Below are 25,735 nucleotides of genomic sequence, written 5' to 3' on the forward strand. Positions count from 1 at the left end.
AAAGGAGGAAATTGTGAAAAGAATACTACTCTCATTGTTGTTGACAGCTGTTTTTGCGGTGCCCGCTTTTTCGCAGATGAAGGATATGCCCATGAAGGAGCAGAAGGCGGGGCATGGACCGATGATGGAAATGGGCCCCATGGACAAGATGGGCGACATGATGGGCATGTGCCTCGATCATGCAGACGAGATGGGGCTCACCGATGACCAGGTCATGAAATTGAAGCCCATCCATCGGGAAATGCAAAAAAAGCATGTCCGATTCAAAGCCGACGTGAAGATTGCAGAGATGGAACTCATGGAAATCATGGAAGTGAAAGATTTTGATCTGGAGAAAGCCAGTTCTGCAGTCAAGAAAATCGAAGGGATAAAAACAGCCCATCATCTGGAAATGTTACAGGCCATGAAAGAAGTGAGGAGTACTTTGACCGACGAACAGTTCAAGAAAATGAAGACGATGATGATGTCCATGCAGCCGGGTGAAAAAAAACCGGCAAAGAAGATGATGAAAAAACATTGATAATTACTACAAGGAGAACATTTCTATGAAAACACTCTATTCCCTGTTTCTGATGGCAATTGCCGTCACCCTCTTGGCGATCGGCGTTCCTGCCCATGCGTCCAAGCTGGATGACCGCATCGAATCGTCAGCCAAAAAGTCCTATGTGTTCAAGACCTACCTCAAGGACGACAAGGTCAAGGTCGATTCCGAGGACGGTGTCGTCACCCTGACGGGGACCGTCTCGGAGGAATCCCACAAGTCGTTGGCCCAGGAAACTGTGGCGGGCCTGCCCGGAGTCAAGAGCATTGACAACCGGCTGGAAGTCAAAGGGGAGCGCCCAACTGATATGTCGGATGCGTGGCTCACCACAAAGGTTAAATCCACACTCCTGTACCATCGCAGCGTGAGCGGCTTCAAAACCGAGGTTAACGTCAAAGACGGCATCGTGACCCTGCGAGGCAATGCCCCCAGCCAGGCACAAAAGGAATTGACGGCTGAATATGCCAGGGATATCGAAGGGGTCAAAGATGTCACCAATGAGATAACCGTGACAAAGTCCTCGAAAAAGACGCGGACAATGGGCGGCAAGATCGATGATTCTTCCATCACCGCCCTGGTCAAGATGACGCTGCTCAATCACCGCTCGACCAGTGCTCTCAATACCTCGGTAACCACGAAGAATGGTGTGGTTACCTTGACCGGCAAGGCCAAAAGCGCAACTGAAAAGGACCTGGCCACTAAATTCGCCAAAGACGTTAACGGCGTGAAGAGCGTAAAGAACCAGATGACCATCGAGTAGTGGGAGTCAAAGACCAAAGAGACTGAATGATCACTGCCGGCCGGCATGGTGATGCTCCAGCCGGCAGTGATCATAGGCAATCAGGAAGGAGGATCTCATGTTGTGGACAATAGCTGTGATACTGATCGTTCTCTGGGCGCTGGGTCTGGTGAGCGGCTACACGCTGGGTTCTTTTATTCACATCCTGCTGGTCATCGCCATTATTGTTGTGCTTGTCGGGTTCATCCAGGGGCGGAGATCATGATAGTTCCCTGCCATCAACTGCGTGATGTCTGAAAGATACGGCCCATGATCGACGCCATTATCAAGATAACGATGCCACCCGAAAAGCGGAAGGAGGTCCTCCAGACCTTCAAGGCAATACTCGCCCCGATTCGGCGGGAGCAGGGCTGCATAAGCTGCAATTGCTACGTGGATATCGAGGCTGAAAACACTATTCTCTTCATAGAGGAGTGGAAGAGCCGCGAGGACCTGGACACCCATCTGAGGTCCGTCCATTTCGGGGTTCTGATCGGGGCAATGAAACTGCTCAAGAAAGCGCCGGACATCAGGTTCAACACCATTGCCTCCACGGCGGGAGCAGAGGCGGTAGAAGCAGCGCGAGGGTGAGGAAATGGTATGAAAGGGAGGCTCATCGGGACACGATGACAATCACCACGCCCTTCTTTTTGTTCATTCTGTTCGTATCCATCGTGGGCCTCGGCACGGGATGCGCGACCTTGCCGAACGTCTCTGACGTGATTGATGGGGCGCCGACGGCGCAGAAGCCTCGTCGGATCCTTTCGTCCAAGGGTCTGTTATCTCCCCAGAAAAGCAAGGCTGTCATGGAACGGCTGAAGCGATCGGCCGACCCAACGGACGTTCTGGGACGCCACACTGCCGTGGTGGAGTCGGTAACCGATAGCCCGCTCACGAAGGGTAACAGGGTCACCCTGCTGGCCGATGGCCCGGCCACCTATGCCGCAATGTTCAAGGCAATCCAGAATGCCAAAAACCATATAAACCTTGAAAGCTATATCATTGACGATGACGAAACAGGCCGCAGGTTTGCCGATCTGTTGCTGCAAAAACAGGGGGAAGGTGTCCAGGTAAATCTCATCTATGACAGTGTGGGGAGTATCACTACCCCCGCTGCCTTTTTCCAGCGCCTGCGCGACGGCGAGATAGAGGTGGTTGAATTCAACCCGATAAATCCACTGGAAGACCGGGAAAACTGGGGACTGACACACCGGGACCACCGCAAGATCCTGATAGCCGACGGCACCGTCGCCATTATCGGGGGCATCAACATCAGCGAGGTTTATTCGAGCAGTCCCCTCAAACGGAAACACAAGGGGAAAGCGCCAATTCACTGGCGTGACACGGACGTTCAGATCGAAGGGCCGGCCGTGGCTGAATTACAGAAGCTCTTTCTTGACACCTGGGTGAAGCAGAAGGGACCACAACGTTCCGAACGGAACTACTTCCCCGACCTGAAAGACGCAGGGAATGCCCTGGTGCGGGTGGTCGGCAGCACCCCGGGAGAGACCAACAGGATCCCGTTTATTGTCTATGTGTCAGCCATTACGTTTGCAGAACATTCGATTCACCTGACAAATTCCTACTTCATCCCTGACGACCAGATCCTGAAGGCCCTCACGGATGCCGCCGAGCGGGGTGTTGACGTAAAGATCATCCTCCCCGGGACCACCGATTCCCAACTGGCATTGCATGCCCAGAGATATCATTATTCCGTGCTGCTGAAGTCGGGAGTGAAGGTCTACGAGCACAGCACCTCTCTGCTGCACGCGAAAACCGCGGTGATTGACAAGGTCTGGTCAACCGTCGGCTCAACCAACATGGACTTCTTGAGCATGTTGAGCAATGACGAGGTGAATGCGGTCATTTTGAGCCAGGAGTTTGCCGTCGAAATGGAGACGATGTTTGCCGGGGACCTGGCGGATTCCCGGCAGATCCACTGGGACGAGTGGAAAGATAGACCCTTATTGCCCAGGTTCAGGGAGTGGTTTGTGAATTTATTCATCCGATGGTTGTAACATCGTGTCTACGTGGTTTCATTATGGTGGGAGTGAAACATGTGAATCCGATGCATACGATCAGAAACACTCTGAAAATCTGCCTGTTCATGGTCGCCGCTGCGATTCTTTTGTGTGCCGGCTCTGCTTCGGCTGTCGAAAAGTCTCGCCAAGGCGAAGAGCTTCTGCTCGATACCTATCGCCGGAACATGGCCAAACTGGAGAGAAACAGCTTCGGCCTTCCTCTTTTTCTGGAGTCCTTCGAGCGGGACGACAGAGTTCATGTGGATGTCTACGGGATTTTCGATTACCCCTTCAGCACCGTAGCCAACACGCTCAAGGTTCCGGCAAACTGGTGCGATGTCGTATCCCTCCACCCGAATGTCAAGGCATGCACTTACCGGGAACTGCCGGACGCCTGGCTGCTGACCTTTTACCTGGGCCGCAAAGTTTACCAGCCTCCGGAAGACACGCGTCACGTCTCGTACCATTACCGCACCGTTGCCCAGCAGCAGGGGTATCTGGATATCATTCTCAGTGCCGATGGAGGACCTTTCGGCACGAAAGACCACCGGATGACGTTCGAGGCCCTTCCCCTTGACGGGGGCAGGACTTTTGTCCACGTCAGTTATGCCTACAGCAGCAGCCTTGCCCTTCGCCTGGCGGAAAAGAGCTATTTTGCAACACTTGGTCGGAGCAAGGTGGGGTTCACGGTGACCGGAACAGACAATAACGGCAACCCCGTCTATATCGGCGGACGTCGCGGCGCCATTGAGCGAAACGCTGTCCGGTACTATTTCGCGATCCAGTCCTTCATGAATACCATGCACTATCCCGAGGAAAGCCGTTTCGGCAAGAGAATCAGCCAGTGGTACGATCTTACGAGCCGCTACCGGAAACAGCTCTTCGAGCTGGAGAGGGAGGACTACCTCGCATTCAAGACAAAGGAGCATAAGAACCAGGTGACGCTCCAGCGGTCGATCGGGACAGGTCATCAGTGAGTGTCCGGACAGTTCAACCCCATGGCGTGAATCTGGAAGGAATGAAGAAGAGTTCTTCCGCCGCTAGCCTGACAACCTGAATCATAAAGGCCGACAATGCAAACCGACAAGGACACGAACCTGTCAACAACGGCCGCCGAGCTTCGCCGCCGTGCGGAAGAACAGCTGACCGCGAAAACGCCTGAAGCGGGCTTTTCCCGCACGGGCGATGAGACGCAGCGGCTCCTTCACGAACTGCAGGTCCACCAGATCGAGCTGGAGATGCAGAATGCAGAGCTCCGCCAGGCTAGGGAAGAGATGGAGACGGCACTGGAAAAGTACACCGACCTCTACGATTTCGCCCCGGTCGGCTACTTCACCCTCGACCGCGACGGTGTTGTCCGGGCCGCCAACCTCCCCGCGACAGGGCTCCTCGGGATAGAGCGCGCCCGGCTGCTGGGCCGACGCTTCGAGCTGTTCGTCGCCGATGGGGCCCGTCCCGCCTTCGCCGCGTTCCTCACGAGGGTATTGGAAAGCCGGGCCAAAGAGGTCTGTGAAGTGGCACTCCTGAAAGGGGGAAAGCACCCGCTCTTTGTGCAGATCGAAGCCGTGGCCGCAGCATCGGGGCAGGAGTGCCGCGTTGCGATCATCGATATTTCCATGCGCAGGCAGCTGGAGGAGAGACTCGACATTCTGCACACCGACCTGGCCGCCCGCGCCACCGAACTGGTCGCCGCGAATATCGAACTGGAGGCATTCAATTACACGGTCTCCCACGACCTGCGCAAACCACTGACACTCATCAACAGCTACTGCCAGGTGGTTCAGGAACTCTGCGGCAGCAAACTCGACGAGCAATGCCGCCGATATATTGAGGATATGTACGAAAGCACCCTGCGGATGAACCGGCTCATTGATACCCTGCTCGATTTTTCACGCATCGCCCACGTCGAAATGCGCCAGGAAAAGGTTGACTTGAGCACTATGGCGAAGAACGTTGCCATGGGGCTGAAAGTGACGGCGCCGGAGCGTCGGGTCTCCTTCAGAATCCCGGAAGGAATCGTGGCCCACGGTGACGCAGGACTGTTGCGGGTTGTCCTGGACAACCTCATGGTAAACGCCTGGAAGCATACCGGCAACCGGGAGGAGACGGTCATCGAATTCGGCGTGACGGATAGTGCCGGGAAGCCGGCTTTCTTTGTACGGGACAACGGACCGGGCTTCGACATGGCGTTTGTAGACAAGCTGTTCATTCCGTTCCAGCGGCTCCCCGGAACGGACGTTGAGGGGAGCGGCATCGGCCTGGCCACGGTGGATAGGATCGTCAGGCGCCACGGCGGGCGAATCTGGGCGGAGGGAAAGCCGGACATGGGCGCAACGTTCTATTTCACCCTTGAATTACCCCAAGCGGGAAAAGCGGAGGTGGATCCATGAGCGATGGAACAAAGATCACGGGAATGGGGGCAATCCCCCACGGTGGGGGGGTCGCGTTCCGCGTGTGGGCGCCCCATGCAGAGCGAGTGTCCGTTATCGGCTCGTTCAACGGATGGGACGGCGGCAAACATCCCATGCAAGCCGAGGAGAACGGATACTGGTACGCTGATGTGGCAGAGGCCCATGTGGGCGATGAGTACAAGTTTCTGCTGACCACGGAGAAGGGCGAGTTAAAGCGCATCGACCCCTATGCCCGCGAGGTGACCAGTTCGATCGGCAACGCCATCGTTCACGATCGGGGCTTCGACTGGCAAGGGGACGAATTCCAGCTCGCGCCGTGGAACGAGCTGGTTATCTACGAACTGCATGTCGGCACGTTCAACGACCAGGATGACGATGACAGGCCGGGCGAGTTTACCTCGGTTTCCGCGCGTCTGGGTCATTTGAAAAAGCTCGGCGTCAATGCGATCCAGATCATGCCGGTGGGCGAGTTTGCGGGGGATCGGTCGTGGGGTTACAATCCCGCCCATATCTTTTCGGTGGAGATCGCCTACGGCGGGCCTTTGGCGTTTAAGCAGTTCGTCAAGCGCGCCCACCAGGAGGGTATCGGGGTGATTCTCGACGTTGTCTACAATCACCTGGGCCCCAGCGACCTGGATCTTTGGCAGTTCGACGGCTGGTGCGAGAACGATCGCGGCGGCATCTACTTCTACAATGACGAACGGGCCATCACACCGTGGGGGGAAACCCGGCCCGATTACGGCCGCGGCGAGGTCCGTCAATACCTCCTCGACAACGTCATGATGTGGCTCGAGGAATACCACGTTGACGGCATCCGCTACGACTGCACCCAATTCATCCGCACTCTCCATGGTTCCGAAGAGCAGGACCTGCCCGAGGGGTGGAGCCTGCTCCAGTGGATCAATGGCCAGGTCTCTGATAAATTTCCGGGCCGGATCACGATCGCCGAGGATCTGCAGAACAACAGCTGGCTCACCAGGGACGTTGACGCCGGGGGAGCCGGCTTCGGCTCCCAGTGGGACGCCATGTTCGTCCACCCCATCCGCCTGGCGGTGACCACATCCGAGGACGAACAGCGTTCACTCGCCGCAATCCGCGACGCCATCTGCTACCGCTACAACGATGACGCCTTCGACCGGGTCATCTACAGCGAATCCCACGACGAGGTGGCGAACGGCCGGGCGCGCGTGCCGCAGGAGATCAACCCGAACGACCCCAAGGGGTGGTACGCACGGAAACGTTCGACCCTGGCCGCCGCCATGGTCTTCACGGCTCCCGGCATTCCCATGCTCTTCCAGGGGCAGGAATTTCTCGAAGGCGAATGGTTCCGCGACACGGTCCCCCTCGACTGGGACCAAAAGGACGAGTTCCACGGCATCGTTCGGCTCTATCGTGACCTCATCCAGTTGCGGCTCAACCGCGACGGCTTCACGCGCGGCCTCTGCGGGCAGTTCACCCAGGTCTCTCACCTGAACGAAGAACGCAAGGTCATCGCCTTCCACCGTTGGGACAAGGGGGGACCGGCGGATGACGTCGTGGTCGTCGCCAACTTTTTCCGCGAGCCCCAGGATGGCTACGTCATCGGCTTCCCGGCCGCAGGGACCTGGAAGCTCCGTTTCAACAGCGATTGGCAAGGCTACAGCGACGACTTCCACGGTCACCCGAGCACCGACGTCGTCGCCGAACCGGGTGAGTGTGACGGCTTTCCCTTCCATGCCGCGCTTTCCATCGGTCCCTACAGCGTACTGATCTTTTCGCAATGATTGGCGGCTACGAGTCAGAGGAGTAAATACCATGCGTAAACGAATAATCACCCAGGGCATTGAGGATGTCATACCCCCCGATGAAAACTGGCTGGACCTGAAAACCCTTGCTGTGGCGGAACTCACATCCGAGGACCCGTCACACCCGATCGAATCGGCGTTCAAACCCACTGAGGGACTTGGCTGGAGGGCATCGGAATCCGGCCAGCAGACCGTCCGTCTGCTGTTTGACAGGCCGTTGCGGGTCAGGCGAATTTTTCTGGTGTTTCGGGAAGAGGAGAAGGAACGTACCCATGAGTTCGTGCTGCGGTGGTCCTCGGACGGCGGCCAATCGTACCGGGAGATTGTGCGTCAGCAGTATAACTTCAGCTCTCCCCATAATACCCTTGAGGTAGAAGACTATGCTGTCGATCTCGTCGGGCTGACAGCGCTGGAACTGAGCATCATTCCTGATATGAGCGGGGGGCTCGCCCATGCATCGGTTGCACAGTTATACCTGGCATGATCACCAGAGGTGTCCCCCGGTGTTACGGGGCGAAAGGCGCTGATTGGGCAAAAGGAGGGTATTATGAGATACACCATTATCATGCTGAGCATCATAGCCATAACCGATGTCGGAACATGTTTGGGTATTGACCAATCCATTTGCACTCCCGGTTCTGAAATTATCTATCATCAGAATGGCACATTGAAAACATGCACGCTCAAAGATAATTTTGCGGTAAGCGGAGTTAACTGTAAACAGTATGAGACTATCAACTTGTACGAAACCGGAATGCTCAAAAGCTGCGTCACAAGTGACTATTTCAATTATGGAGAGATAATTTGCAATCAGCATGACCAAGTCAGCTTTTACGCAACGGGACAATTGAACACCTGCAATCTTTCCAGGTCAATACAGATTGATGGCAAAACCTGCGCGCAATTCGAATCTATCTCCCTCTTCGAAAATGGGAAACTGAAGTCATGCAGCACGCCTCATTAATTGAAACGCAACGAAGGAACTGCCACCCCCAATAATCCGTTGCCGGCGGCGCGGCAGTTAGGATGGCTATAAAAAAAGGGCGGTCCGGAGTGTCTCCGGCCGCCCTTTCGTGCGTTGCAGCAAGGCTCGTTCGCCCTACCCCATCTTGGCCAGAAGCGGCACGATGAGGAGCGACACGATGTTGATGATCTTGATCATCGGGTTGACGGCCGGGCCGGCGGTGTCCTTGTAGGGGTCGCCGACGGTGTCGCCGGTGACGGCGGCCTTGTGGGCTTCTCCCCCCTTGCCCCCGAAGTGGCCGTCCTCGATGTACTTCTTGGCATTATCCCAGGCGCCGCCCCCCGTGGTCATGGAGATGGCGACGAAGATGCCGGTGACGATGGTGCCGACGATGACCCCCCCCAGGGCCTTGGGGCCGAGGGTGAAACCGACGATGACCGGCGCAGCGATGGGGATGAGGCCGGGGATGACCATCTCCTTCAGAGCGGTCTTGGTGACGATGTCGACGCAGGAAGCGTAGTCGGGCTTGCCGGTCCCTTCCATGATTCCCTTGATCTCCCGGAACTGGCGCCGGACCTCGACGACAACAGCTCCACCCGCCTTGCCGACCGCTTCCATGCAGAGGGCGGCAAAGTAATAGGGAAGCATGCCGCCGATGAACAGGCCGACGATGATGTAGGGGTCGGACAGATCGAAGCTGATGGACTTGCCAACCAGTTTCAGTTCATCGACGTAGGAGGTGAAGAGGATAACCGCGGCCAGACCGGCGGAACCGATGGCGTACCCCTTGGTGACCGCCTTGGTGGTGTTGCCGACGGCATCCAGCGGATCGGTGACGGCGCGGACCGAGTCATCCAGTTCGGCCATCTCGGCGATGCCGCCGGCGTTGTCGGTGATCGGACCGTAGGCGTCCATGGCCACCACGATGCCGGTGAGGGAGAGCATGGAGACCGCGGCAATGGCAATGCCGTAGACTCCGGCAGCGTTGAAGGAAATGATGATGCCGGCGGCGATGACGATCACCGGCAGGGCGGTGGACTTCATGGAGATACCGAGACCGGCGATGACGTTGGTGCCGTGGCCGGTGGTGGAGGCTTCGGCGATATGCCGTACCGGCCCGTACTCGGTGGCGGTATAGTATTCGGTGATCCAGAAAATGGCTCCGGTCACCACCAGGCCGACGATGGCGGAGATGAAGATATTCGTGGCACTGAAGGTCTGCCCGTCAGCGTTGGTCAGGCCCTGGGGGAACATCTGGGCGGTGACGAAATAGAAAGCGATGCAGGCAAGAACGGCCGACGCGATCAACCCCTTGTAGAGTGCCGGCATGATCTTCTGGCTGGCGCCGAGTTTGACGAAGAACGTACCGATGATCGAGGTGATAATGGATATACCGCCAAGGATCAGCGGATAGCTGACGGCGCTGGTATTGCCGGTAAAGGCGATGGCCCCCAGAAGCATGGCGGCGATCAGGGTCACGGCGTAGGTCTCGAACAGGTCGGCGGCCATGCCGGCGCAGTCACCCACGTTGTCCCCCACGTTGTCGGCGATGACCGCCGGGTTGCGGGGATCGTCCTCGGGGATGCCGGCTTCCACCTTCCCCACCAGGTCGGCACCCACGTCGGCCCCCTTGGTGAAGATGCCGCCGCCGAGACGGGCGAAGATGGAGATGAGCGAGCCGCCGAAGCCGAGACCCACCAGCTGGCTGACCACATCCTTGACCGGCGCGTCCGGCATGAGCATCTGCAGCACTAGGTAATAGCCGGCAACGCCCAGAAGACCGAGACCGACCACCAGCATGCCGGTGATGGCGCCCCCCTTGAAAGCGACGTTCAGGGCTTTATGGATGCCGGACTTGGCCGCTTCGGTGGTGCGAACGTTGGCCCGGACCGAAACGAACATGCCGATGAAACCGGTAAGTCCCGAGAAGAGGGCACCGATGGCGAAACCGATGGCGGTCTTGACGCCGAGGGTGACCAGCAGGAGCACGAACATGATGGCTCCAACCACGGCAATGATGGTGTACTGGCGCTTCATGTAGGCGCCGGCCCCCTCCTGGATCGCCGCGGCAATCTGGCGCATCCGCTCGTTGCCCTGGGGGAGCCCCAGAATCCACTGGGCCGAAACGAGACCGTAGACGACGGCCGCCACGGCACAGGCCAGGGCGAAATAGACTGCATACTGTTCCATTTACCAACCTCCTAAAAAAATAGCCTGCGAAAGGCGTTAAACTTACTCCGGGCCAGACGGCTTAGAATTGAGCAAAAAGCGCAAAATAGTTATAGGATATGCGGGGTTTTGTCAATGTTAAAATGGCCTGATCCCGACCCAACCCCTCGGGAAGACGGGGATCAAGGGAGACCGTCAACGGCATGTGAATCCACTTGACTGCCTGTACAGCTTGCAATAAAGTACCATCTAGCATGAATAGTATCGCTACCTTCAAAACCGAAAAACTCCGGCACCTTGAGGAAGGGTGCCGCCGAAACGGCCTGGCCATGACCGTCCAGCGCCGCGTCGTTCTGGACGCCCTGGCCGAGCGCACGGACCACCCCTCCGCCGACCAGCTCTATGATGCGGTCCGTGGAAGACTTCGAGGGATCTCCCGCACCACCGTGTACCGGGTACTGGAAACCCTCGTGGGAATCGGCGTGGTCCAGAAGATCAGCAATCCCGAGTCCAAGGCGCGCTACGACGCCGACACGGTCCGCCATCATCACATCCACTGCATACACTGCCAGAAGATCCATGACATCCATAATCCGGCCTTTGACCAGATTCAGCTGCCAACGGAGACAGAAGCCGGGTTTACCATGATCGACTATTCCATAAACTTCAGCGGGATATGCCCCGACTGTCGTTCATGACACTCACCGTGAAAGGAGGGCAGGATGAAAAAATGGAGATGCGTTGTCTGTGATTACATTCACGAGGGATCGGAACCTCCCGAGGTCTGTCCCGTTTGCGGTGTCGGCAGGGATCAATTCGAGGAAGTTGAATAGATCAGATTTCTTGCAATGAACGACGACGGGGGCGCCGAGGCGCTCCCGCTCTCGTTTTACCCTTTCCATCGCCGCAGGGGCTCTGCCCCGGCGGCACAGCTTCAGCAAAAACCACAACAGGAGGATATGCCAGTGAAAGCTGTTGAAATAAAGAAGGACATTTTCTGGGTTGGCGCCGTCGACTGGGCGGTGCGCGATTTCCACGGCTACGAGACCCCGCGGGGGACCACCTACAATAACTACCTGATCATGGACGAGGAGATCACCCTCATCGACACGGTCAAGTACGACTTCGCGGAATACACCCTCAAGAACATCAGCGGCGTGGTGGACCCGGCACGGATCAAGAACGTCATCATCAACCACATCGAAAACGACCACGCCACGAGCCTCGACCGGGTCATGGACCTGACCCCCAACGCCACCATCTACATCTCGGAAAAGGGGAAGAAGGGGCTGGAGCGCTTCTTCGACCTCTCCCGCTGGAACGTGAAGACGGTCAAAACGGGCGACACCCTCACCATCGGGAAGCGGACCCTCGAATTCCTCGAAACCCCCATGCTCCACTGGCCCGACTCCATGGTGACCTATGCCCGCGAGGACAAGGTCCTCTTCACCCAGGACGCCTTCGGCCAGCATGTGGCCTCGGCAGTGCGCTTCGACGACGAGTACGAGACTTCCAATTCCACTGTGGAACTGGAAGACGCAGTCGTCGACTACTACGCCAACATCCTCATGCCCTTCGGCCAGATGATCAAGAACAAGATCGCCGAGATCCAGGCAAAGGGGTTCCAGATCGACATGATCGCCCCGGACCACGGCCTCATCTGGCGCAAGAACCCCGGCAAAGTACTCGACATGTACCTGGACATGGCCAACGGCAAGGCCCGGGAGGCGGTGGCCATCATCTACGACACCATGTGGCAGAGCACCGAGAAGATGGCGGTTCCCATTGCCGAGGGAATCAGGGCCGAAGGGCTCGACTGCCGGGTCATCAAGCTGCGGGCCACCCCCACCAGCGCCGCCATCAAGGAATTCTGGAAGTGCCGCGGCACCCTCATCGGCTCGCCGACCCTCAACAACATCCTCTACCCGAGCGTTGCCGAATACCTCACCCACCTGCGGGGCCTGCGCCCCAAAAACCGGATCGTCGGGGCCTTCGGCAGCTTCGGCTGGGGAGGCGGCGCCGTGAAGGAAGCCTACGAGGAGTTCAAGCGGATGGGGCTCCAGACCGTAGAACCGGGAATGCAGATCGCCTACCGCCCCTCCCTGACCGACGAGGAGGCATGCTTCGAGTTCGGCCGCAACTTCGCCCGCCAGGTATCCGAGTACCACAAGGGTTTCTGAGGAACCATCATCACTCCATGGACCTGCACTACGGCGACATTTCGTTCCCCCTGAACCTTCCCCCGGACCGACTCCTGGGGGTGGTCCGCCCGGCGGCTGCCGAGGCGACGGAGCCCCCCGAGGCGATCATCGGCGCAGCCCTCGACCGGTGCGCCGAAACGATCCGCTCCTTCCGCCCCGGGGAACGGGTCGTCATCGTCACCTCCGACATCACCCGCTACACCGGGAGCGAGGTCTACCTCCCCATCCTCGTGGAGCGGCTCGCCGCCGCCGGCATCCGGGAGCGGGACATGGAAATCCTCGTGGCCCTCGGCATCCACCGGAAGCAGACGGAGCACGAGCACCAAAAGATCGCCGGCCCCCTCCACGGCCGGATCAGGATCGTGGACCACGACTGTGACGACCCCGGGGAGCTGGCCTTCATCGGCCGGACCTCCAACGGCATAGAAGTGACCGTGAACCGCCGGGTGGTGGAGGCCGACCGGGTCATCCTCACCGGCACCATCGGCTTCCACTACTTCGCCGGTTTCGGCGGGGGGCGCAAGAGCATCCTCCCTGGCGTTGCCGCCCGGGCAAGCTGCATGGCAAGCCACTTCGCCGTGCTCAATCCCGGCGCGGGGACCGGCAAGAACCCCCTGTCCACCACCGGCAACCTGGCGGGGAACCCGGTCCACGGAGCCATGGTCGAGGCGTGCGCCATGGTGGAGCCCGCATTCATCCTGAACACGGTCCTTTCCCCGGACAAGCGGATCATTGCCGCCTTTGCCGGCCCCTGGCGGGATGCCCACGAAGAGGGGTGCCGGTACTACGCCGAGCGGTTCGCCTGGCCGCTCCGGGAGAAGGCAGATCTCGTCGTGGTCTCCTGCGGCGGCTTCCCCAAGGACATCAACGTCATCCAGTCCCACAAGGCCATGGAGTACGGCAGCCAGGCCCTGAAGGAGGGCGGCGTCATGGTCCTTCTGGCCCAGTGCCGGGACGGCTACGGCAACGCCACCTTCTTCGACTGGTTCCGGTTCCAGGATCTGGCCCCCTTCGAGGTGCGGCTGCGGAGCCACTACGAGATCAACGGCCAGACCGCCTACTCCCTGCTGCAGAAGGCGCAGAAATTCCGCGTCATCCTCGTCTCGGACCTTCCCCCCGAGGAAGTCAGGACCATGGGAATGACGCCGGCGAGGATCCTTGACGAGGCCATGGCACAGGCGACGGAACTCCTCCCGGCCGACTACACCGCATACGTCATCCCCGAAGGGGGAACGGTGTTGCCTGTTGCAGCAAAAAAATAAATAACACGGAGAAACGGAGCACACGGAGAAAACCGAAAACATATGGTTTTTCGGGAAAAACGCCAGGATTGCCATTCTCTGGTATTCGAAAAACCATTTCTGATTTGATAGGTTTCTCTCCGTGCTCTCCGTCTCTCCGTGTTATTCAAAACGAGGGTTTCCAATGCTCGACAAACGCATAATCGATGAACTGAAAACCATCGTCGGCGTCGACAACGTGGCCACGGACCGGCAGGACCTGATCTGCTACGGCTACGACGCCACCCAGATGGAATTCCTCCCCGAAGCGGTGGTTCACCCCGCCAGCACCGACGAGGTTTCGGCGGTGCTGAAGCTGGCCAACCGCGAGAGGTTCCCGGTCTATCCCCGGGGGGCCGGCAGCGGCTTCACCGGCGGAGCGCTCCCCAAGAGGGGAGGCATCGTCCTGGTGGTGACGCGGCTCAACCGCATCCTTCGCATCGACACCGAGAACCTCATCGCCGAGGTGGAGCCCGGCGTGGTCACCGAGCAGTTCCAGCTGGAGGTGGAAAAGCTGGGGCTCTTCTATCCGCCCGACCCGGCCTCCCTCAAGTTCTCCACCCTGGGGGGGAACGTGGCCGAGAACGCCGGCGGCCCCCGCTGCGTGAAGTACGGCGTCACCCGGGACTTCGTCATGGGGCTCGAGGTGGTTCTCCCCACCGGCGAGATCATCCGCACCGGCGGCGAGACCTACAAGGGGGTGGTGGGGTACGACCTGACCCGGCTCCTCTGCGGCTCCGAGGGGACCCTCGGGGTCATCACCAAGATCATCTTCAAGCTCCTGCCGCTTCCCGAGGCGAAGAAGACCATGCTGACCATCTTCGACTCCATCGACGGCGCCGCCAAGGCGGTCTCCACCATCATCGGCAACAAGATCATCCCCACCACCCTGGAATTCATGGATTACGCCACCCTCCAGTGCGTGGAGAAGCGCTTCAGCCTGGGGATTCCGGCCAGCGGCAGGGCCGTGCTCCTCATCGAGGTGGACGGGGATCGGGACCTGATCGAGAAGCAGGCGGCCCGCATCCAGGAATTGATCAGGCCCCTGGGGCTCGTGGAGTGCAAGGTGGCCAAGGACGCCGCCGAATCCGAGGCCCTCTGGAAGGTTCGGCGGCTGGTGTCGCCGTCCCTTCGGGACGTGAACCCGGACAAGTTCAACGAGGACATCGTCGTCCCGCGCTCCAAAGTGCCGGACGTCATCCGGGCCATCGAGAAGATCCAGCAGAAGTACGCAATCCCCATCGTCAACTTCGGCCATGCCGGCGACGGCAACATCCACGTCAACATCATGATCGACAAGTCCGTCCCGGGGCAGGAGGAGAAGGCCCACGAGGCCATCGCCGAGGTGTTCCAGGCGGCCCTGGACCTGAACGGCACCATGTCCGGCGAGCATGGCGTGGGACTGGCCAAGCAGCCCTACATCCACCTGGAGCTGAAACCGGCCCAGGTGGCGGCCATGCAGGCCATCAAGGCGGCCCTGGACCCCAACAACATCCTCAATCCGGGGAAGATGTTCCCAGTTGCGTAGAATCCACCGTGGTGAAAGGTTTTTTTACGTGGACCCGTTGAAACGAGTCGAAAACGAACTGAAAAAATGCGTCAAGTGCGGCGCCTGCCGGGCCCACTGCCCCGCCTTCGCCACCTTCGGCAAGGAGCCGGCCGTGGCCCGGGGAAAGATCGCCCTGGCCCAGCACCTTCTCAAAGGTGATATCGAACTGGACGACGCCACCTATGCCGCCATGTCCAAGTGCCTCCTCTGCGGCAGCTGCGTGGAGAAGTGCCCCAACGACGTCCCCACGGACGAGATCGTCATGGTGGCACGAGAGGCCCTCTCCGGCCAGCGGGGTCTCACCACCTTCCACGCGGCGGTGGGTCGGGTGATCAGAAACCGCTCCCTGATGAAGTTCGGCGCCGCGGCGGCCCGCATCCTGGGGCCCCTCTTCTTCCGCAAGATACCGGAGACCTCGGGGCTGCGCCTCCGCTTTCCGCTCCCCTTCGTGGGAGGGAAGCGGCACATCCCCCCCATCGCCAAGAAGCCGTTCATGGACCGCCACCCCGAAGTGATCCAAGGGGAGCCGGGGAAGCCGCGCATCATTTATTTCGTTGGCTGCATGACCAACTTCTGCTACCCCCAGGTGGGGGAGGCAGCCCTGGCCCTGTTCCGCCATCTGGGGTGCACGGTGATCATTCCGAAGAACCAGCAGTGCTGCGGCCTTCCGGGGATGTCCGGCGGCGACCTGGACACGGTGCGGGGTCTGGCGGAAAAGAACCTGGCCGCGCTGGAACGGTATGAGGCCGACTACATCATGACCGCCTGCGCCACCTGCGGCGGCGCCCTGCACAAGTTCTACCCCAACCTGATGGGAAAGCGGCATCCGGAACTGGCGGCCCGCCTCAAGGCCATTGCCGACAAGACCGTGGATGCATCCCAGCTCCTCCAGAAACTGGGGCTTAATCCCGAGGAGACCGGCGCCGGGGGCGACATCCGCGTCACCTACCACGACCCGTGCCACCTGAGAACCCGCGCCATCACGCGACAGCCCCGGGAGCTTCTGCAGGGGACCCCCGGCGTGGAACTGACAGAGATGGAGGGGGCCGACAAGTGCTGCGGCCTCGGCGGAACCTTCAACGTCTACCACTACGAAAGTTCGCTGGCCATCAACCAGATGAAGAGCGCCGCCATCATCAAGACCGGCGCCGAGGCAGTGGTAACCGGCTGCCCCGGCTGCATGATGCAGCTCTCCGACGGCCTCAAGCAACGGGGCAACCGCACCCGCGTCATGCACACCGTCGAGATCCTCGCCCGCTCCATCCGCAAATAACCAATCGAACCGGCGGGACGGGGTTTCCATCCCTGTTCCGCCGGCCCGTCTTCACCCTTTGAAAAAGTCGTTCTAAAGCCTCCCCGAGGACAGCCTCTTTTCTGTTTCCTCGCCCCCACAATCCCCCGTCTATCCTGATAAATTAAGTCAAGATAAAAATTATTTTATTGACAGTACAAACCTCTTTAGGGTATGTAAACATTGAATAAAAACCGGTTTTATTTCTTTCTTCCACGGGGTAGCAGATGTCCGAATACAACATCGGGGCCAAGATCAAAAAGCTCCGCCTGGCCAAGAAACTGACACTCCAGGCGGTTGCCCGCGAAACCGGCTTTTCTCCTGCCCTCATATCCCAGATCGAGAACAACAACGTCTCTCCTCCCATCGCGACCTTGTCCAAGATCGCCAAGTTCTTCGACGTGAAGATCAGCCTCTTCTTCTCCGAGGATGAAGAGGAATACCGCTACGAAGTGGTCCGCCGGGGCGAGCGCAAGGTTATCCCCCGGGTCATCTCCCGGGCCGGCACCAGTCAGGGGTACTCCTACGAATCCCTCTCCTTCCGCAAGCAGAACAAGAAGATGGAACCCTTTCTCCTCACCGTCACCGAGAAGGTCGCCGAGGAAAACACCTACAGCCACGACGGCGAAGAATTCCTCTTCGTCATGAAGGGAACGGCGGAGCTGCTCCTCGAAGACGAACGGATCGCCCTCGAGGAGGGTGACTGCGTCTACTTCGACTCATCCCTCAGACACCGACTCCTCTCCAAAGACGGGAACGAAGTCAAAGTGCTGGCGGTGGTTACCCGCTGACCACTCCCCCCCTTTAAAATAACCTGTTTTTTTATGCAAAATTGTATACATATTCAAGCACAACCGCTCACAAGAACTCAACAGGAGGGATTTGCGCAATGGAACTGTTGATAAAATCTACTCACCGGAAGGATGGCCGCAATGTCTAAGAATGCAATCAAACCGCAACTCAAGAACCCCTTCGACCCCCCCGAGAAAGTAGAATTCACCATTCCGGGCGAAATCTCCCGCACGACCGGCCCCTACGAAGAGGCGATGAAGGAGGGATACGACCTCATCCAGCGCCCCATCAAGTCGGTCAGCATAGATCAGATCGAAAAGCAGCATTTCAAGAAGCGGATGACCGTCTGGGAGCGGCTCAAGGTCCTCTCCGACCAGGCCCCCAACGTCCTGTACCAGAACTGGGGCAAGAACCTTGACGGCGCCTCCCTGGTGACTGCCATCCTGAATATCGGCGGCCGCGATGTGGCGGTTTACGGCCATGACTTCACGGTCCGCGCCGGCTCCATCGACGCCACCAACGGCAACAAGCTGGCCCGTCTCTTCAGATTAGCCGGGGAGAAGGGAATCCCCCTCATCGGCATGAACGACTCAGCCGGCGCCTTCGTCCCTGCCGGAGTTGGCGGTCTCGACGGCTATGCCGAAGCCTTCACGGCACTCCGCAAGATCAGCGGCGTGGTCCCTTCCATCATGTGCATGTTCGGCTTCAACGCCGGCGGCGGTTCCTACCTCCCCCGCCAGGGGAGCTTCGTAATCCAGCCCAGCGACACCTTCTTCGGCCTTACCGGCCCCGGCGTCGTCAAGTCGGTCCTCGGCGAGGACATCACCCCCGATGAGCTTGGCGGACCCAAGGTCCACGGCAAATCCGGCGTGGCTGACCTCACCGTTGGCGACGAAGTGGCGGCCCTGCGCACGGCGACGCGGCTCCTCTCCTACCTCCCCGACAACAACAGCGTGGGTGCACCGTTCCAGGAAACCAGCGATCCCCTGGACCGCAGAACCTGGGAGATCAACACCCTGCTGAAAAAGGCCTTCAACTCCCCCACCGGCTTCAACACGCCGTTCGACGTCTCCATCGTCATTCAGCAGATCTGCGACCACGGCGACTATTTCGAGCTGCAGCCGGAACGGGCCAGGGAAGTGGTTACCGCCTTCGGCCGCCTGGGGGGCCAGGTGGTGGGCTTCGTGGCCAACAACTCGGCCGTGGCCTCTGGCCAGATCGACTGCGACTCGGCGGTGAAAATCGCCCGCTTCGTCCGGTTCTGCAACATCTACAACATCCCGATCATCTTCATGGAAGACACCACCGGCTTCCTGCCGGGCCGCGAGCAGGAAAGCCGCGGCATCGTCCAGGCCGGCCGCTCCATGCTCGACGCCATCGTCGATGTCCGCACCCCGCGGATTCTGCTGATTCTGCGCAACGCCTTCGGCGGCGCCTACGCCTCCTACAACAACTACCCCACCGGCGCCGACCTGGTGCTGGCGCTCCCCACCACCCGTCTGGCAGTCATGGGGCCGGCCGGCAAGGAGTTCGTCTACAAGGACGAACTGCGCAAGATTCGTGGCGCCATGGCCGAGATGGTCAAAAAGGGGGCCGAGGAGCGGGTCAAGGCCGGCACGGACCCCGGCGCCGCCAAGCGGGATGCCGAAAAGGAAGCAGCCGAGTGGCTGAAAGGTCAGGAAGCTGCCCTGAACCAGCGGTACGAAAAAGAACTGATGAACCCAAAGGAAGGTCTGGCCCTGGGCTCCATCTCCTCCATTGTTATGCCGACCGACCTGCGCCAGGTCCTCGGCGAAAACATCGCCTTCCTGATGCGGCACTACAAGCCGTCCCCCATGTGCGGCCCGCAGCGCGAGTTCTATTAACGAATCAAATAACACGGAGCAACGGAGCAACGGAGAACAGCAAAGAAAACAAATTGTTTTACAGAATTAAACAGAACCAGTTTTTGTCATTTTATTTTTTTGATGTTGTTTTTCTCCGTGTGCTCCGTTGCTCCGTGTTATTAAAAAGTTTTTTCTAATTCGATTGATTGGAGATAGCGACCAATGACCGACCTTTACATGAACAACCCCCTGATTCACCGGGACCGCCGTCTGGGCATGTCCGATTCCGAATGGGTGCGCTCCTTTGCCTGTGAGGACCTGAAGCCGCTCATCGTCTGCCGCGGCCCCATCCGCAAGGAGGCCATGGATGTCTTTGAAGAGATGGGAATCACCCATTACGGCATCCTCCTCTCCGAGAAGGATTCCATCGTCTACGCCAACGCCCTGGCCCCCGAACTGCGCCAGCTGACCGACTCCACCCGCGTCCACCGGGTGCCCGACTACACCGGCGCCAGCAAGGAGGAGCGGGTCGAGCGGATCGGCCAGATCATCCAGATTGCCAAGGACAACAACTACGATGCCATCTTCGCCGGCTACGGCTTCATGGCCGAAGACGAGGAGTTCGTGGCGGCCATCGAGAACGCCGGCCTGTCGTTCATGGGTCCCAACTCCCGCACCCAGGCCGATGCCGGCAAGAAGGACGAGGCCAAGCGGACCGCCCTCCAGGTTGGCGTCAGCGTCACACCGGGAATCAACAACGTCACCGCCCTGACCCTGGTCAAGAAGCACCCGAGCCGGGAAGCGCTCCTGGCCCTGGTGAAGGCCGAGGGGCTCGACGTTGATGCCAAGGTCCTGAACGACACCAAGCTCTCCCTTGAGGAACTGGCCGACGAGATCCTCTACGCCTCCTACGCAAAGGGGATCGACCTCTACTCCATCGAGGAGCTCTCCGCACAGGTGCAGGTGGAAGTCGAGAACATGTTCCGGGAATACCCCGGCAGCCGGATCCGACTCAAGGCCATCGGCGGCGGCGGCGGCAAGGGGCAGCGGATCCTCGGCGCCTCCCTCCTGAACATCAAGAAGCCGACCGACGCCCAGATCAAGGAGGCGGCCGTCGATGCCCCGGGCCTGGTCCGGGAGGTTCTCAACGAGGTCAAGGCCAACGGCGTCGGCGACAACAAGAACGTCCTGGTGGAGCTGAACATCGAGCAGACCCGCCACAACGAGATCCAGCTCCTGGGCAACGGCGAGTGGTGCGTCTCCATGGGGGGCCGCGACTGCTCCCTCCAGATGCACGAGCAGAAACTGCTGGAGATCTCCGTCACCCAGGAAGGGCTGGCCCTGGCCATTGAAAAGGCCAAGAAGGCCGGACGCAAGGCCGAAGTGAAGGCCCTGGAGAGCGACCTCAAGGTCCTGAAGCGGATGGAAGAAGATGCCGCCAAGTTCGGCGTCGCCGTGGGTCTCGATTCCGCCTCCACCTTCGAGTGCATCGTCGACCGGGACCGCTACTACTTCATGGAAGTGAACACCCGCATCCAGGTGGAGCACCGGGTCTCCGAGCTCTGCTACTCCCTCAAGTTCACCAACCCCAAGGACAAGAACGACTTCTTCATCGTCGAATCCCTGGTTGAGGCCATGGCCCTGCTGGTGCGCCACAAGAAGCGGCTCCCCAAGCCGGAGCGGATTCCCCGGTTCGGCGCCGGCGCCGAGGCCCGCCTCAACGCCACCGACTCCTCCCTCTCCCCCCACGCCGGCGGCATGATCCGCTACTGGTCCAAGCCGATCGAAGGTGAGATCCGCGACGACCAGGGGATCTGCATGGTCAACCCCGACACCGGCATGTTCATGCGCTACAAGGTGGCCGGGGCCTACGACTCCAACATTGCCCTGCTCCTCACCAAGGGCGAGGACCGTCTCGCCAGCTACCTGAAGCTCTCCGAAGTACTGGGCAAGACCTCCCTGCGCGGCACCGACCTGGCCACCAACCTGGAGTTCCACTACGGTCTCGTCAACTGGTTCCTCGGCCAGAACGTCATGGCCAAGCCGACCACCCGCTTTGTCGTCCCCTACCTGACCCTGGTGGGCCAGCTGAAGGAAGAGGCCAGCAAAATCGATACGGTCTTCGCCTTCATCCAGATGAAAAAGGCCTACGCCAAGAAGATGGCCGAGCAGTTCCCCGATGACCCCAAGGCCGTCAAGGACATGGGCGCCATCCTCGACCGCAAGGGGACACTGGTCACCCGCCCCATGGACCGGCTGCTGGAAGATCCGCATCTGCTCTCGGGCTGGCTCTCCATCAACCGGAAGAACTTCACCCTGGAACAGGGGAAGGTGGTCTGGCACGACAACCCCTTCGTGATCCTGGCCGACACCTACGACTACCTGAACATGTCCTTCGACCCCACCGCGCCGGCGGCCGACGTCATCTGGAGCCACGACAACGACCTGCTCCAGAGGGGGCTTCGCTTCTACACGACCCTGTCCGAGCGCTTCAAGCTGGGGCTCCATGAATTCGACACCCTTTCGGCCATCCTCGTCAAGGAGAAGCCCCAAGGCGGGTTCTCCGCCGATGAGTGGAGCGAGATCCAGTCCGCCCACGTGGGCTTCGAGGCAGGCCTTGAACTCCTCGGCATGCTGTTCATCATCGCCGAGACCGTGAAGTTCTGGGACTTCAAGGTGGAAGAAGACCTAGAAGTCACCATCCCCGACCACCTGCACGATCCGGAATTACAGGTCAGGCTGAAAAAGGTACTGGTGCCGCCGCCGGCCACCAAGGCCGACGAGATTGTCGCCATGTGCGGCGGCATGTACTACGGCCAGGAGGCGCCGGGCCTTCCGCCGTTCGTGACCGAAGGGATGCACTTCGAAAAAGGGCAGCCCCTCTACATCATCGAGGTCATGAAGATGTTCAACACGGTGCGGGCAACTTTCTCCGGCACCATCGACAAGATCATCATGCAGGGGGCGGACGGGAGCATCGTCCAGAAGGGACAGCCCCTGTTCAAGGTTACGCCCGACGAAAAATTCGTTGAGGTGAATCCGGAAGAGCTGGATCAGGTCAAGCGCGAACGGACCGCCGCCTATCTCAAGGCCGTTCTCTAGGCGCGGGGCGGATGGATACGCAGAGGGCTCCGCGCGATGAACGGGAGCCCTCACCGTACCTGCTGACCCTGCCCGAAAAGGCGGGGTCAGTCTGTATACGGGCACTACAGGATGGGCCGGACGCATCACCGTTACCCGGCGCCGGCCCATTACGCCTCACCAGACAAACATACCAACGTTCAGGAGGGTACCGTGAGAAAAGGAAAATTCATCGTTCTTGAGGGAATAAGCGGCTCCGGCCAGCAGGTCAAGGCAGGCATCGTGGCGCTGCACAAGGCGCTCGTCGAAAATAAGTACGACGTTGTTGAATGTGCGAACCCCGATTCCGGCCGGGCTAAGGAACTGGGGATCGACAACGTTTTCAACTGGCCGTTCGGCAAGGATATCCAGGCAGACTTTTTTTTGGAAGGTGCGGTCCGTGCCGAGATCTTCAAGAATGTCGTCGCCCCGGCGCTGGAGCAGGACAAGATTGTCCTCTGCAAGCAATCGAGCATATCCTCCCTGGCAAACGCCTGGGTAAACGGACACACCCATCACTTCGACACCCTGCGTCATCTGGAAAAGATCTCCCGGGGTTTCCTCTTCGACTCGGAGATTTATCCCGACCTGACCATCTTCTTCGACGTCCCGGCGGAAGAGGCCTACGAGCGGGTCGAGGATGTCCTGCAGATCCACCACGAAGGGGGCCTCGAGTATTACCAGAAGATGCGTGACTTCTATCTCAAGGAAATTTCCCGGTGGCACGGGGTCAGAATCGACGCCTCGGCCCGCAGGCATCCGGATGAGGTGAACGCCGAAGCATGGGAACTGGTAAAGAAAATCCTCTAGCCAGCTGCTCCGTTGCGTCACTGCCCCATGACACTCCCTTTGTCGTTTTCATCAGGGGACATGACGCCATCCACCGCACCAGAAGGAGAGATTAATGAGCATCAGTGACAAGAAACAGGCATGGCAGGATACTGTCGTGGCCAAAAATATCGCCAAGGCCCCCGAGCGGAAGGCCGAATTCCGCACCACGTCCAATATCGAGATGGAACGCTGCTTCACCCCCGGCTTCGACGACTACCCCGGCTACGAGGAGGACCTGGGCTTCCCGGGCCAGTACCCCTTCACCCGGGGGGTCCAGCCCACCATGTACCGGGGGCGCTTCTGGACCATGCGCCAGTACGCCGGTTTCGGCACGGCGAAGGAGTCCAACGAGCGCTACAAATATCTGCTCCAGGCGGGCCAGACCGGCCTCTCCGTCGCCTTCGACCTCCCCACCCAGATGGGGTATGACTCCGACGCCGCCATGGCCCAGGGCGAAGTAGGGAAGGTGGGGGTCGCCATCGACTCCCTGGCCGACATGGAAGTCCTCTTCGACGGCATCCCCCTGGACAAGGTCTCCACCTCCATGACCATCAACTCCACCGCCGCCATCCTGCTGGCCATGTACATCGCCGTGGCCGAGAAGCAGGGGGTATCGCCGGACAAGATCTCCGGAACCATCCAGAACGACATCCTCAAGGAATACATGGCCCGGGGCACCTACATCTACCCCCCCCAGGAGTCCATGCGGATCATCACCGACATCTTCGCCTACTGCAAGGACAACGTCCCCAAGTGGAACACCATCTCCATCTCCGGCTACCACATCCGCGAGGCCGGCTCCAGCGCCGTGCAGGAAGTGGCCTTCACCCTGGCCGACGGCATCGCCTACGTGGAAGCGGCCATCAAGGCCGGCCTTAACGTGGACGAATTCGCCCCCCGGCTCGCCTTCTTCTTCAACGCCCACAACAACCTCCTGGAAGAAGTGGCCAAATTCCGGGCCGCCCGCCGCATGTGGGCCACCATCATGAAGGAGCGGTTCGGCGCCAAGGACCCCAAGTCCCTCATGCTCCGCTTCCACACCCAGACCGCCGGCTGCACCCTCACCGCCCAGCAGCCCGACAACAACATCATGCGGGTCACCATCCAGGCCCTGGCCGCCGTCCTCGGCGGCACCCAGTCGCTCCACACCAACTCCCGCGACGAGGCCCTGGCGCTCCCCACCGAAGACTCCGTCCGCATAGCGCTTCGCACCCAGCAGGTCATCGCCTACGAATCGGGCGCGGCAGACTCCATCGACCCCCTGGCCGGCAGCTTCCTGGTGGAATCCCTCACCGACCAGATCGAACTGGCCGCCCTAGAGTACATCAACAAGATCGACTCCCTCGGCGGTGCCGTCGAAGCCATCTCCCGGGGGTTCCAGCAGAAAGAGATCCAGGACTCCGCCTACGCCTACCAGCGGGCCATCGAAACCGACGACCTGATCATCGTCGGTGTCAACAAATTCACCGTCACCGGTGAGCCGGCCCCGGAACTCCTCAAGATCAAGGAAGAGGTGGAGATCGCCCAGAAGAAGTCCCTTGCCGGAATGAAATCCGGCCGCGACGACGCGAAAGTGCAAGAAACCCTCGCAGCCCTCGCCGTTGCCGCCAAGGGGACCGACAACCTCATGCCTCCCATCCTGGGCGCCGTGAAGGCCTACGCCACCCTCGGCGAAATTGCCAACGTCCTGCGCGACGTATTCGGCGTCCACCGGGAGACAGTAGTGCTGTAATTTTTATGGGAATAACACGGAGAGACGGAGAAACGGAGAAAAAGCTAGTAGATTCCGGGCTAACGGATCTGGTAATTGGCAAAGCAATCATCGTTCACAGCACTCTTGGTCCCGGACTTCTTGAATCTGTTTACGAAGCCTGCCTTACTTATGAGTTGATAGAAGCTGGTTTACAGGTCGAGCGTCAGAAGGTTTTGCCTGTACGTTACAAGAATGTCAGCCTCGATGATGGTCTCCGTATGGATATGGTTGTCGAAAACAGAATAGTACTTGAACTGAAGTGCGTTGACACCATCCTCCCAGTGCATGAGGCACAGCTTCAGACCTATTTGAAACTTTCAGGATTGAGAGTTGGACTTCTCTTGAACTTCTATACGAAATACCTGAAAGAGGGGATAAGACGCATCATCTTCTGATTTTCTCCGTGCTCTCCGTTTCTCCGTGT

23 protein-coding genes are annotated in these 25,735 nt (G+C 59.4%); 22 read left to right on the forward strand and 1 reads right to left on the reverse strand.

Translation table 11 applies throughout. From position 1 onward, the window contains the following. The first annotated feature begins 13 nt into the window (after positions 1 to 13). The 10 genes from RCH91_RS18655 to RCH91_RS18700 all read left to right on the forward strand — a co-directional run bounded on the left by RCH91_RS18655 (position 14) and on the right by RCH91_RS18700 (position 8,499). Positions 14 to 520 (forward strand): Spy/CpxP family protein refolding chaperone, encoded by a 507-nt coding sequence (locus RCH91_RS18655; protein WP_306536499.1) that lies wholly within the window; start codon positions 14 to 16, stop codon positions 518 to 520. A gap of 25 nt (positions 521 to 545) precedes the next feature. Then, complete coding sequence (locus tag RCH91_RS18660) at positions 546 to 1,301, forward strand: BON domain-containing protein (protein WP_306536500.1); 756 nt, start codon at positions 546 to 548, stop codon at positions 1,299 to 1,301. Between the two features lie 97 nt (positions 1,302 to 1,398). After that, a complete protein-coding gene (locus RCH91_RS18665; RefSeq protein ID WP_306536501.1) occupies positions 1,399 to 1,545 on the forward strand; it encodes a lmo0937 family membrane protein in 147 nt (48 codons plus the stop codon). A gap of 44 nt (positions 1,546 to 1,589) precedes the next feature. Beyond that, entirely contained in the window at positions 1,590 to 1,910 is a 321-nt protein-coding gene (locus RCH91_RS18670; protein WP_306536502.1) for a putative quinol monooxygenase, read from the forward strand. 35 nt (positions 1,911 to 1,945) lie between these two features. After that, positions 1,946 to 3,337 carry a cardiolipin synthase gene (gene cls / locus RCH91_RS18675; protein WP_306536503.1) on the forward strand — a complete coding sequence of 464 codons (1,392 nt, stop codon included), beginning with the start codon at positions 1,946 to 1,948 and terminating at the stop codon, positions 3,335 to 3,337. Between the two features lie 41 nt (positions 3,338 to 3,378). Beyond that, positions 3,379 to 4,317, forward strand: a complete 939-nt coding sequence (locus RCH91_RS18680) for a hypothetical protein (RefSeq protein WP_306536504.1) — start codon at positions 3,379 to 3,381, stop codon at positions 4,315 to 4,317. Between the two features lie 96 nt (positions 4,318 to 4,413). Continuing rightward, positions 4,414 to 5,730 (forward strand): ATP-binding protein, encoded by a 1,317-nt coding sequence (locus RCH91_RS18685; RefSeq protein WP_306536505.1) that lies wholly within the window; start codon positions 4,414 to 4,416, stop codon positions 5,728 to 5,730. Continuing rightward, positions 5,727 to 7,514, forward strand: coding sequence for an alpha-amylase family glycosyl hydrolase (locus RCH91_RS18690; protein ID WP_306536506.1), 1,788 nt, complete (start codon positions 5,727 to 5,729; stop codon positions 7,512 to 7,514). The genes RCH91_RS18685 and RCH91_RS18690 overlap by 4 nt, the downstream gene beginning before the upstream one ends. A gap of 31 nt (positions 7,515 to 7,545) precedes the next feature. Further along, complete coding sequence (locus tag RCH91_RS18695; RefSeq protein WP_306536507.1) at positions 7,546 to 8,019, forward strand: hypothetical protein; 474 nt, start codon at positions 7,546 to 7,548, stop codon at positions 8,017 to 8,019. A gap of 63 nt (positions 8,020 to 8,082) precedes the next feature. Then, positions 8,083 to 8,499, forward strand: coding sequence for a hypothetical protein (locus tag RCH91_RS18700; RefSeq protein ID WP_306536508.1), 417 nt, complete (start codon positions 8,083 to 8,085; stop codon positions 8,497 to 8,499). A 135-nt stretch (positions 8,500 to 8,634) separates the two neighbouring features. On the opposite strand, the gene RCH91_RS18705 is transcribed toward RCH91_RS18700, so the two are convergent. Beyond that, a complete protein-coding gene (locus RCH91_RS18705) occupies positions 8,635 to 10,689 on the reverse strand; it encodes a sodium-translocating pyrophosphatase (protein ID WP_306536509.1) in 2,055 nt (684 codons plus the stop codon). A 233-nt stretch (positions 10,690 to 10,922) separates the two neighbouring features. On the opposite strand from RCH91_RS18705, the gene RCH91_RS18710 reads away from it, so the two are divergent. The 12 genes from RCH91_RS18710 to RCH91_RS18760 all read left to right on the forward strand — a co-directional run bounded on the left by RCH91_RS18710 (position 10,923) and on the right by RCH91_RS18760 (position 25,706). Beyond that, the gene (locus RCH91_RS18710) at positions 10,923 to 11,366 is read left to right on the forward strand and encodes a Fur family transcriptional regulator (RefSeq protein WP_306536510.1); all 444 of its coding nucleotides are present in this window, start codon (positions 10,923 to 10,925) and stop codon (positions 11,364 to 11,366) included. 24 nt (positions 11,367 to 11,390) lie between these two features. Further along, positions 11,391 to 11,501 (forward strand): rubredoxin-like domain-containing protein, encoded by a 111-nt coding sequence (locus RCH91_RS21520; protein WP_373694412.1) that lies wholly within the window; start codon positions 11,391 to 11,393, stop codon positions 11,499 to 11,501. 126 nt (positions 11,502 to 11,627) lie between these two features. After that, complete coding sequence (locus tag RCH91_RS18715; RefSeq protein WP_306536511.1) at positions 11,628 to 12,848, forward strand: FprA family A-type flavoprotein; 1,221 nt, start codon at positions 11,628 to 11,630, stop codon at positions 12,846 to 12,848. 17 nt (positions 12,849 to 12,865) lie between these two features. Continuing rightward, on the forward strand, positions 12,866 to 14,131 hold the full coding sequence (larA, locus tag RCH91_RS18720; protein ID WP_306536512.1) for a nickel-dependent lactate racemase: 1,266 nt from the start codon (positions 12,866 to 12,868) through the stop codon (positions 14,129 to 14,131). Positions 14,132 to 14,294: 163 nt separating this feature from the next. Then, positions 14,295 to 15,677, forward strand: a complete 1,383-nt coding sequence (locus RCH91_RS18725; RefSeq protein WP_306536513.1) for an FAD-binding oxidoreductase — start codon at positions 14,295 to 14,297, stop codon at positions 15,675 to 15,677. A gap of 28 nt (positions 15,678 to 15,705) precedes the next feature. Further along, positions 15,706 to 16,971 (forward strand): (Fe-S)-binding protein, encoded by a 1,266-nt coding sequence (locus RCH91_RS18730; RefSeq protein WP_306536514.1) that lies wholly within the window; start codon positions 15,706 to 15,708, stop codon positions 16,969 to 16,971. A 245-nt stretch (positions 16,972 to 17,216) separates the two neighbouring features. Then, positions 17,217 to 17,780 carry a helix-turn-helix domain-containing protein gene (locus RCH91_RS18735; RefSeq protein WP_306536515.1) on the forward strand — a complete coding sequence of 188 codons (564 nt, stop codon included), beginning with the start codon at positions 17,217 to 17,219 and terminating at the stop codon, positions 17,778 to 17,780. 141 nt (positions 17,781 to 17,921) lie between these two features. After that, complete coding sequence (locus tag RCH91_RS18740; protein WP_306536516.1) at positions 17,922 to 19,646, forward strand: acyl-CoA carboxylase subunit beta; 1,725 nt, start codon at positions 17,922 to 17,924, stop codon at positions 19,644 to 19,646. Positions 19,647 to 19,829: 183 nt separating this feature from the next. Beyond that, a complete protein-coding gene (locus RCH91_RS18745) occupies positions 19,830 to 22,709 on the forward strand; it encodes a biotin carboxylase N-terminal domain-containing protein (RefSeq protein ID WP_306536517.1) in 2,880 nt (959 codons plus the stop codon). 192 nt (positions 22,710 to 22,901) lie between these two features. After that, complete coding sequence (locus tag RCH91_RS18750) at positions 22,902 to 23,537, forward strand: dTMP kinase (RefSeq protein ID WP_306536518.1); 636 nt, start codon at positions 22,902 to 22,904, stop codon at positions 23,535 to 23,537. Positions 23,538 to 23,631: 94 nt separating this feature from the next. Continuing rightward, positions 23,632 to 25,290 (forward strand): methylmalonyl-CoA mutase, encoded by a 1,659-nt coding sequence (locus RCH91_RS18755; RefSeq protein ID WP_306536519.1) that lies wholly within the window; start codon positions 23,632 to 23,634, stop codon positions 25,288 to 25,290. Between the two features lie 5 nt (positions 25,291 to 25,295). Further along, positions 25,296 to 25,706: a GxxExxY protein gene (locus RCH91_RS18760; RefSeq protein WP_306536520.1), complete on the forward strand. Its 411-nt coding sequence runs from the start codon at positions 25,296 to 25,298 to the stop codon at positions 25,704 to 25,706. The last annotated feature ends 29 nt before the right edge of the window (positions 25,707 to 25,735 follow it).

This window comes from Geobacter sp. (assembly GCF_030834625.1).
Classification (GTDB): Bacteria; Desulfobacterota; Desulfuromonadia; order Geobacterales; family Geobacteraceae; genus Geobacter.

Coding starts and splice junctions, on each gene's coding strand:
- RCH91_RS18695 (WP_306536507.1), top strand. CDS start 7,546: ATGCGTAAACGAATAATCACCCAGGGCATTGAGGATGTCATACCCCCC.
- RCH91_RS18725 (WP_306536513.1), top strand. CDS start 14,295: ATGCTCGACAAACGCATAATCGATGAACTGAAAACCATCGTCGGCGTC.
- RCH91_RS18745 (WP_306536517.1), top strand. CDS start 19,830: ATGACCGACCTTTACATGAACAACCCCCTGATTCACCGGGACCGCCGT.
- RCH91_RS18740 (WP_306536516.1), top strand. CDS start 17,922: ATGTCTAAGAATGCAATCAAACCGCAACTCAAGAACCCCTTCGACCCC.
- RCH91_RS18710 (WP_306536510.1), top strand. CDS start 10,923: ATGAATAGTATCGCTACCTTCAAAACCGAAAAACTCCGGCACCTTGAG.
- cls (WP_306536503.1), top strand. CDS start 1,946: ATGACAATCACCACGCCCTTCTTTTTGTTCATTCTGTTCGTATCCATC.
- RCH91_RS18715 (WP_306536511.1), top strand. CDS start 11,628: ATGCCAGTGAAAGCTGTTGAAATAAAGAAGGACATTTTCTGGGTTGGC.
- larA (WP_306536512.1), top strand. CDS start 12,866: ATGGACCTGCACTACGGCGACATTTCGTTCCCCCTGAACCTTCCCCCG.
- RCH91_RS18685 (WP_306536505.1), top strand. CDS start 4,414: ATGCAAACCGACAAGGACACGAACCTGTCAACAACGGCCGCCGAGCTT.
- RCH91_RS18755 (WP_306536519.1), top strand. CDS start 23,632: ATGAGCATCAGTGACAAGAAACAGGCATGGCAGGATACTGTCGTGGCC.
- RCH91_RS18670 (WP_306536502.1), top strand. CDS start 1,590: ATGATCGACGCCATTATCAAGATAACGATGCCACCCGAAAAGCGGAAG.
- RCH91_RS21520 (WP_373694412.1), top strand. CDS start 11,391: ATGAAAAAATGGAGATGCGTTGTCTGTGATTACATTCACGAGGGATCG.
- RCH91_RS18705 (WP_306536509.1), bottom strand. CDS start 10,689: ATGGAACAGTATGCAGTCTATTTCGCCCTGGCCTGTGCCGTGGCGGCC.
- RCH91_RS18660 (WP_306536500.1), top strand. CDS start 546: ATGAAAACACTCTATTCCCTGTTTCTGATGGCAATTGCCGTCACCCTC.
- RCH91_RS18665 (WP_306536501.1), top strand. CDS start 1,399: ATGTTGTGGACAATAGCTGTGATACTGATCGTTCTCTGGGCGCTGGGT.
- RCH91_RS18700 (WP_306536508.1), top strand. CDS start 8,083: ATGAGATACACCATTATCATGCTGAGCATCATAGCCATAACCGATGTC.
- RCH91_RS18760 (WP_306536520.1), top strand. CDS start 25,296: ATGGGAATAACACGGAGAGACGGAGAAACGGAGAAAAAGCTAGTAGAT.
- RCH91_RS18690 (WP_306536506.1), top strand. CDS start 5,727: ATGAGCGATGGAACAAAGATCACGGGAATGGGGGCAATCCCCCACGGT.
- RCH91_RS18735 (WP_306536515.1), top strand. CDS start 17,217: ATGTCCGAATACAACATCGGGGCCAAGATCAAAAAGCTCCGCCTGGCC.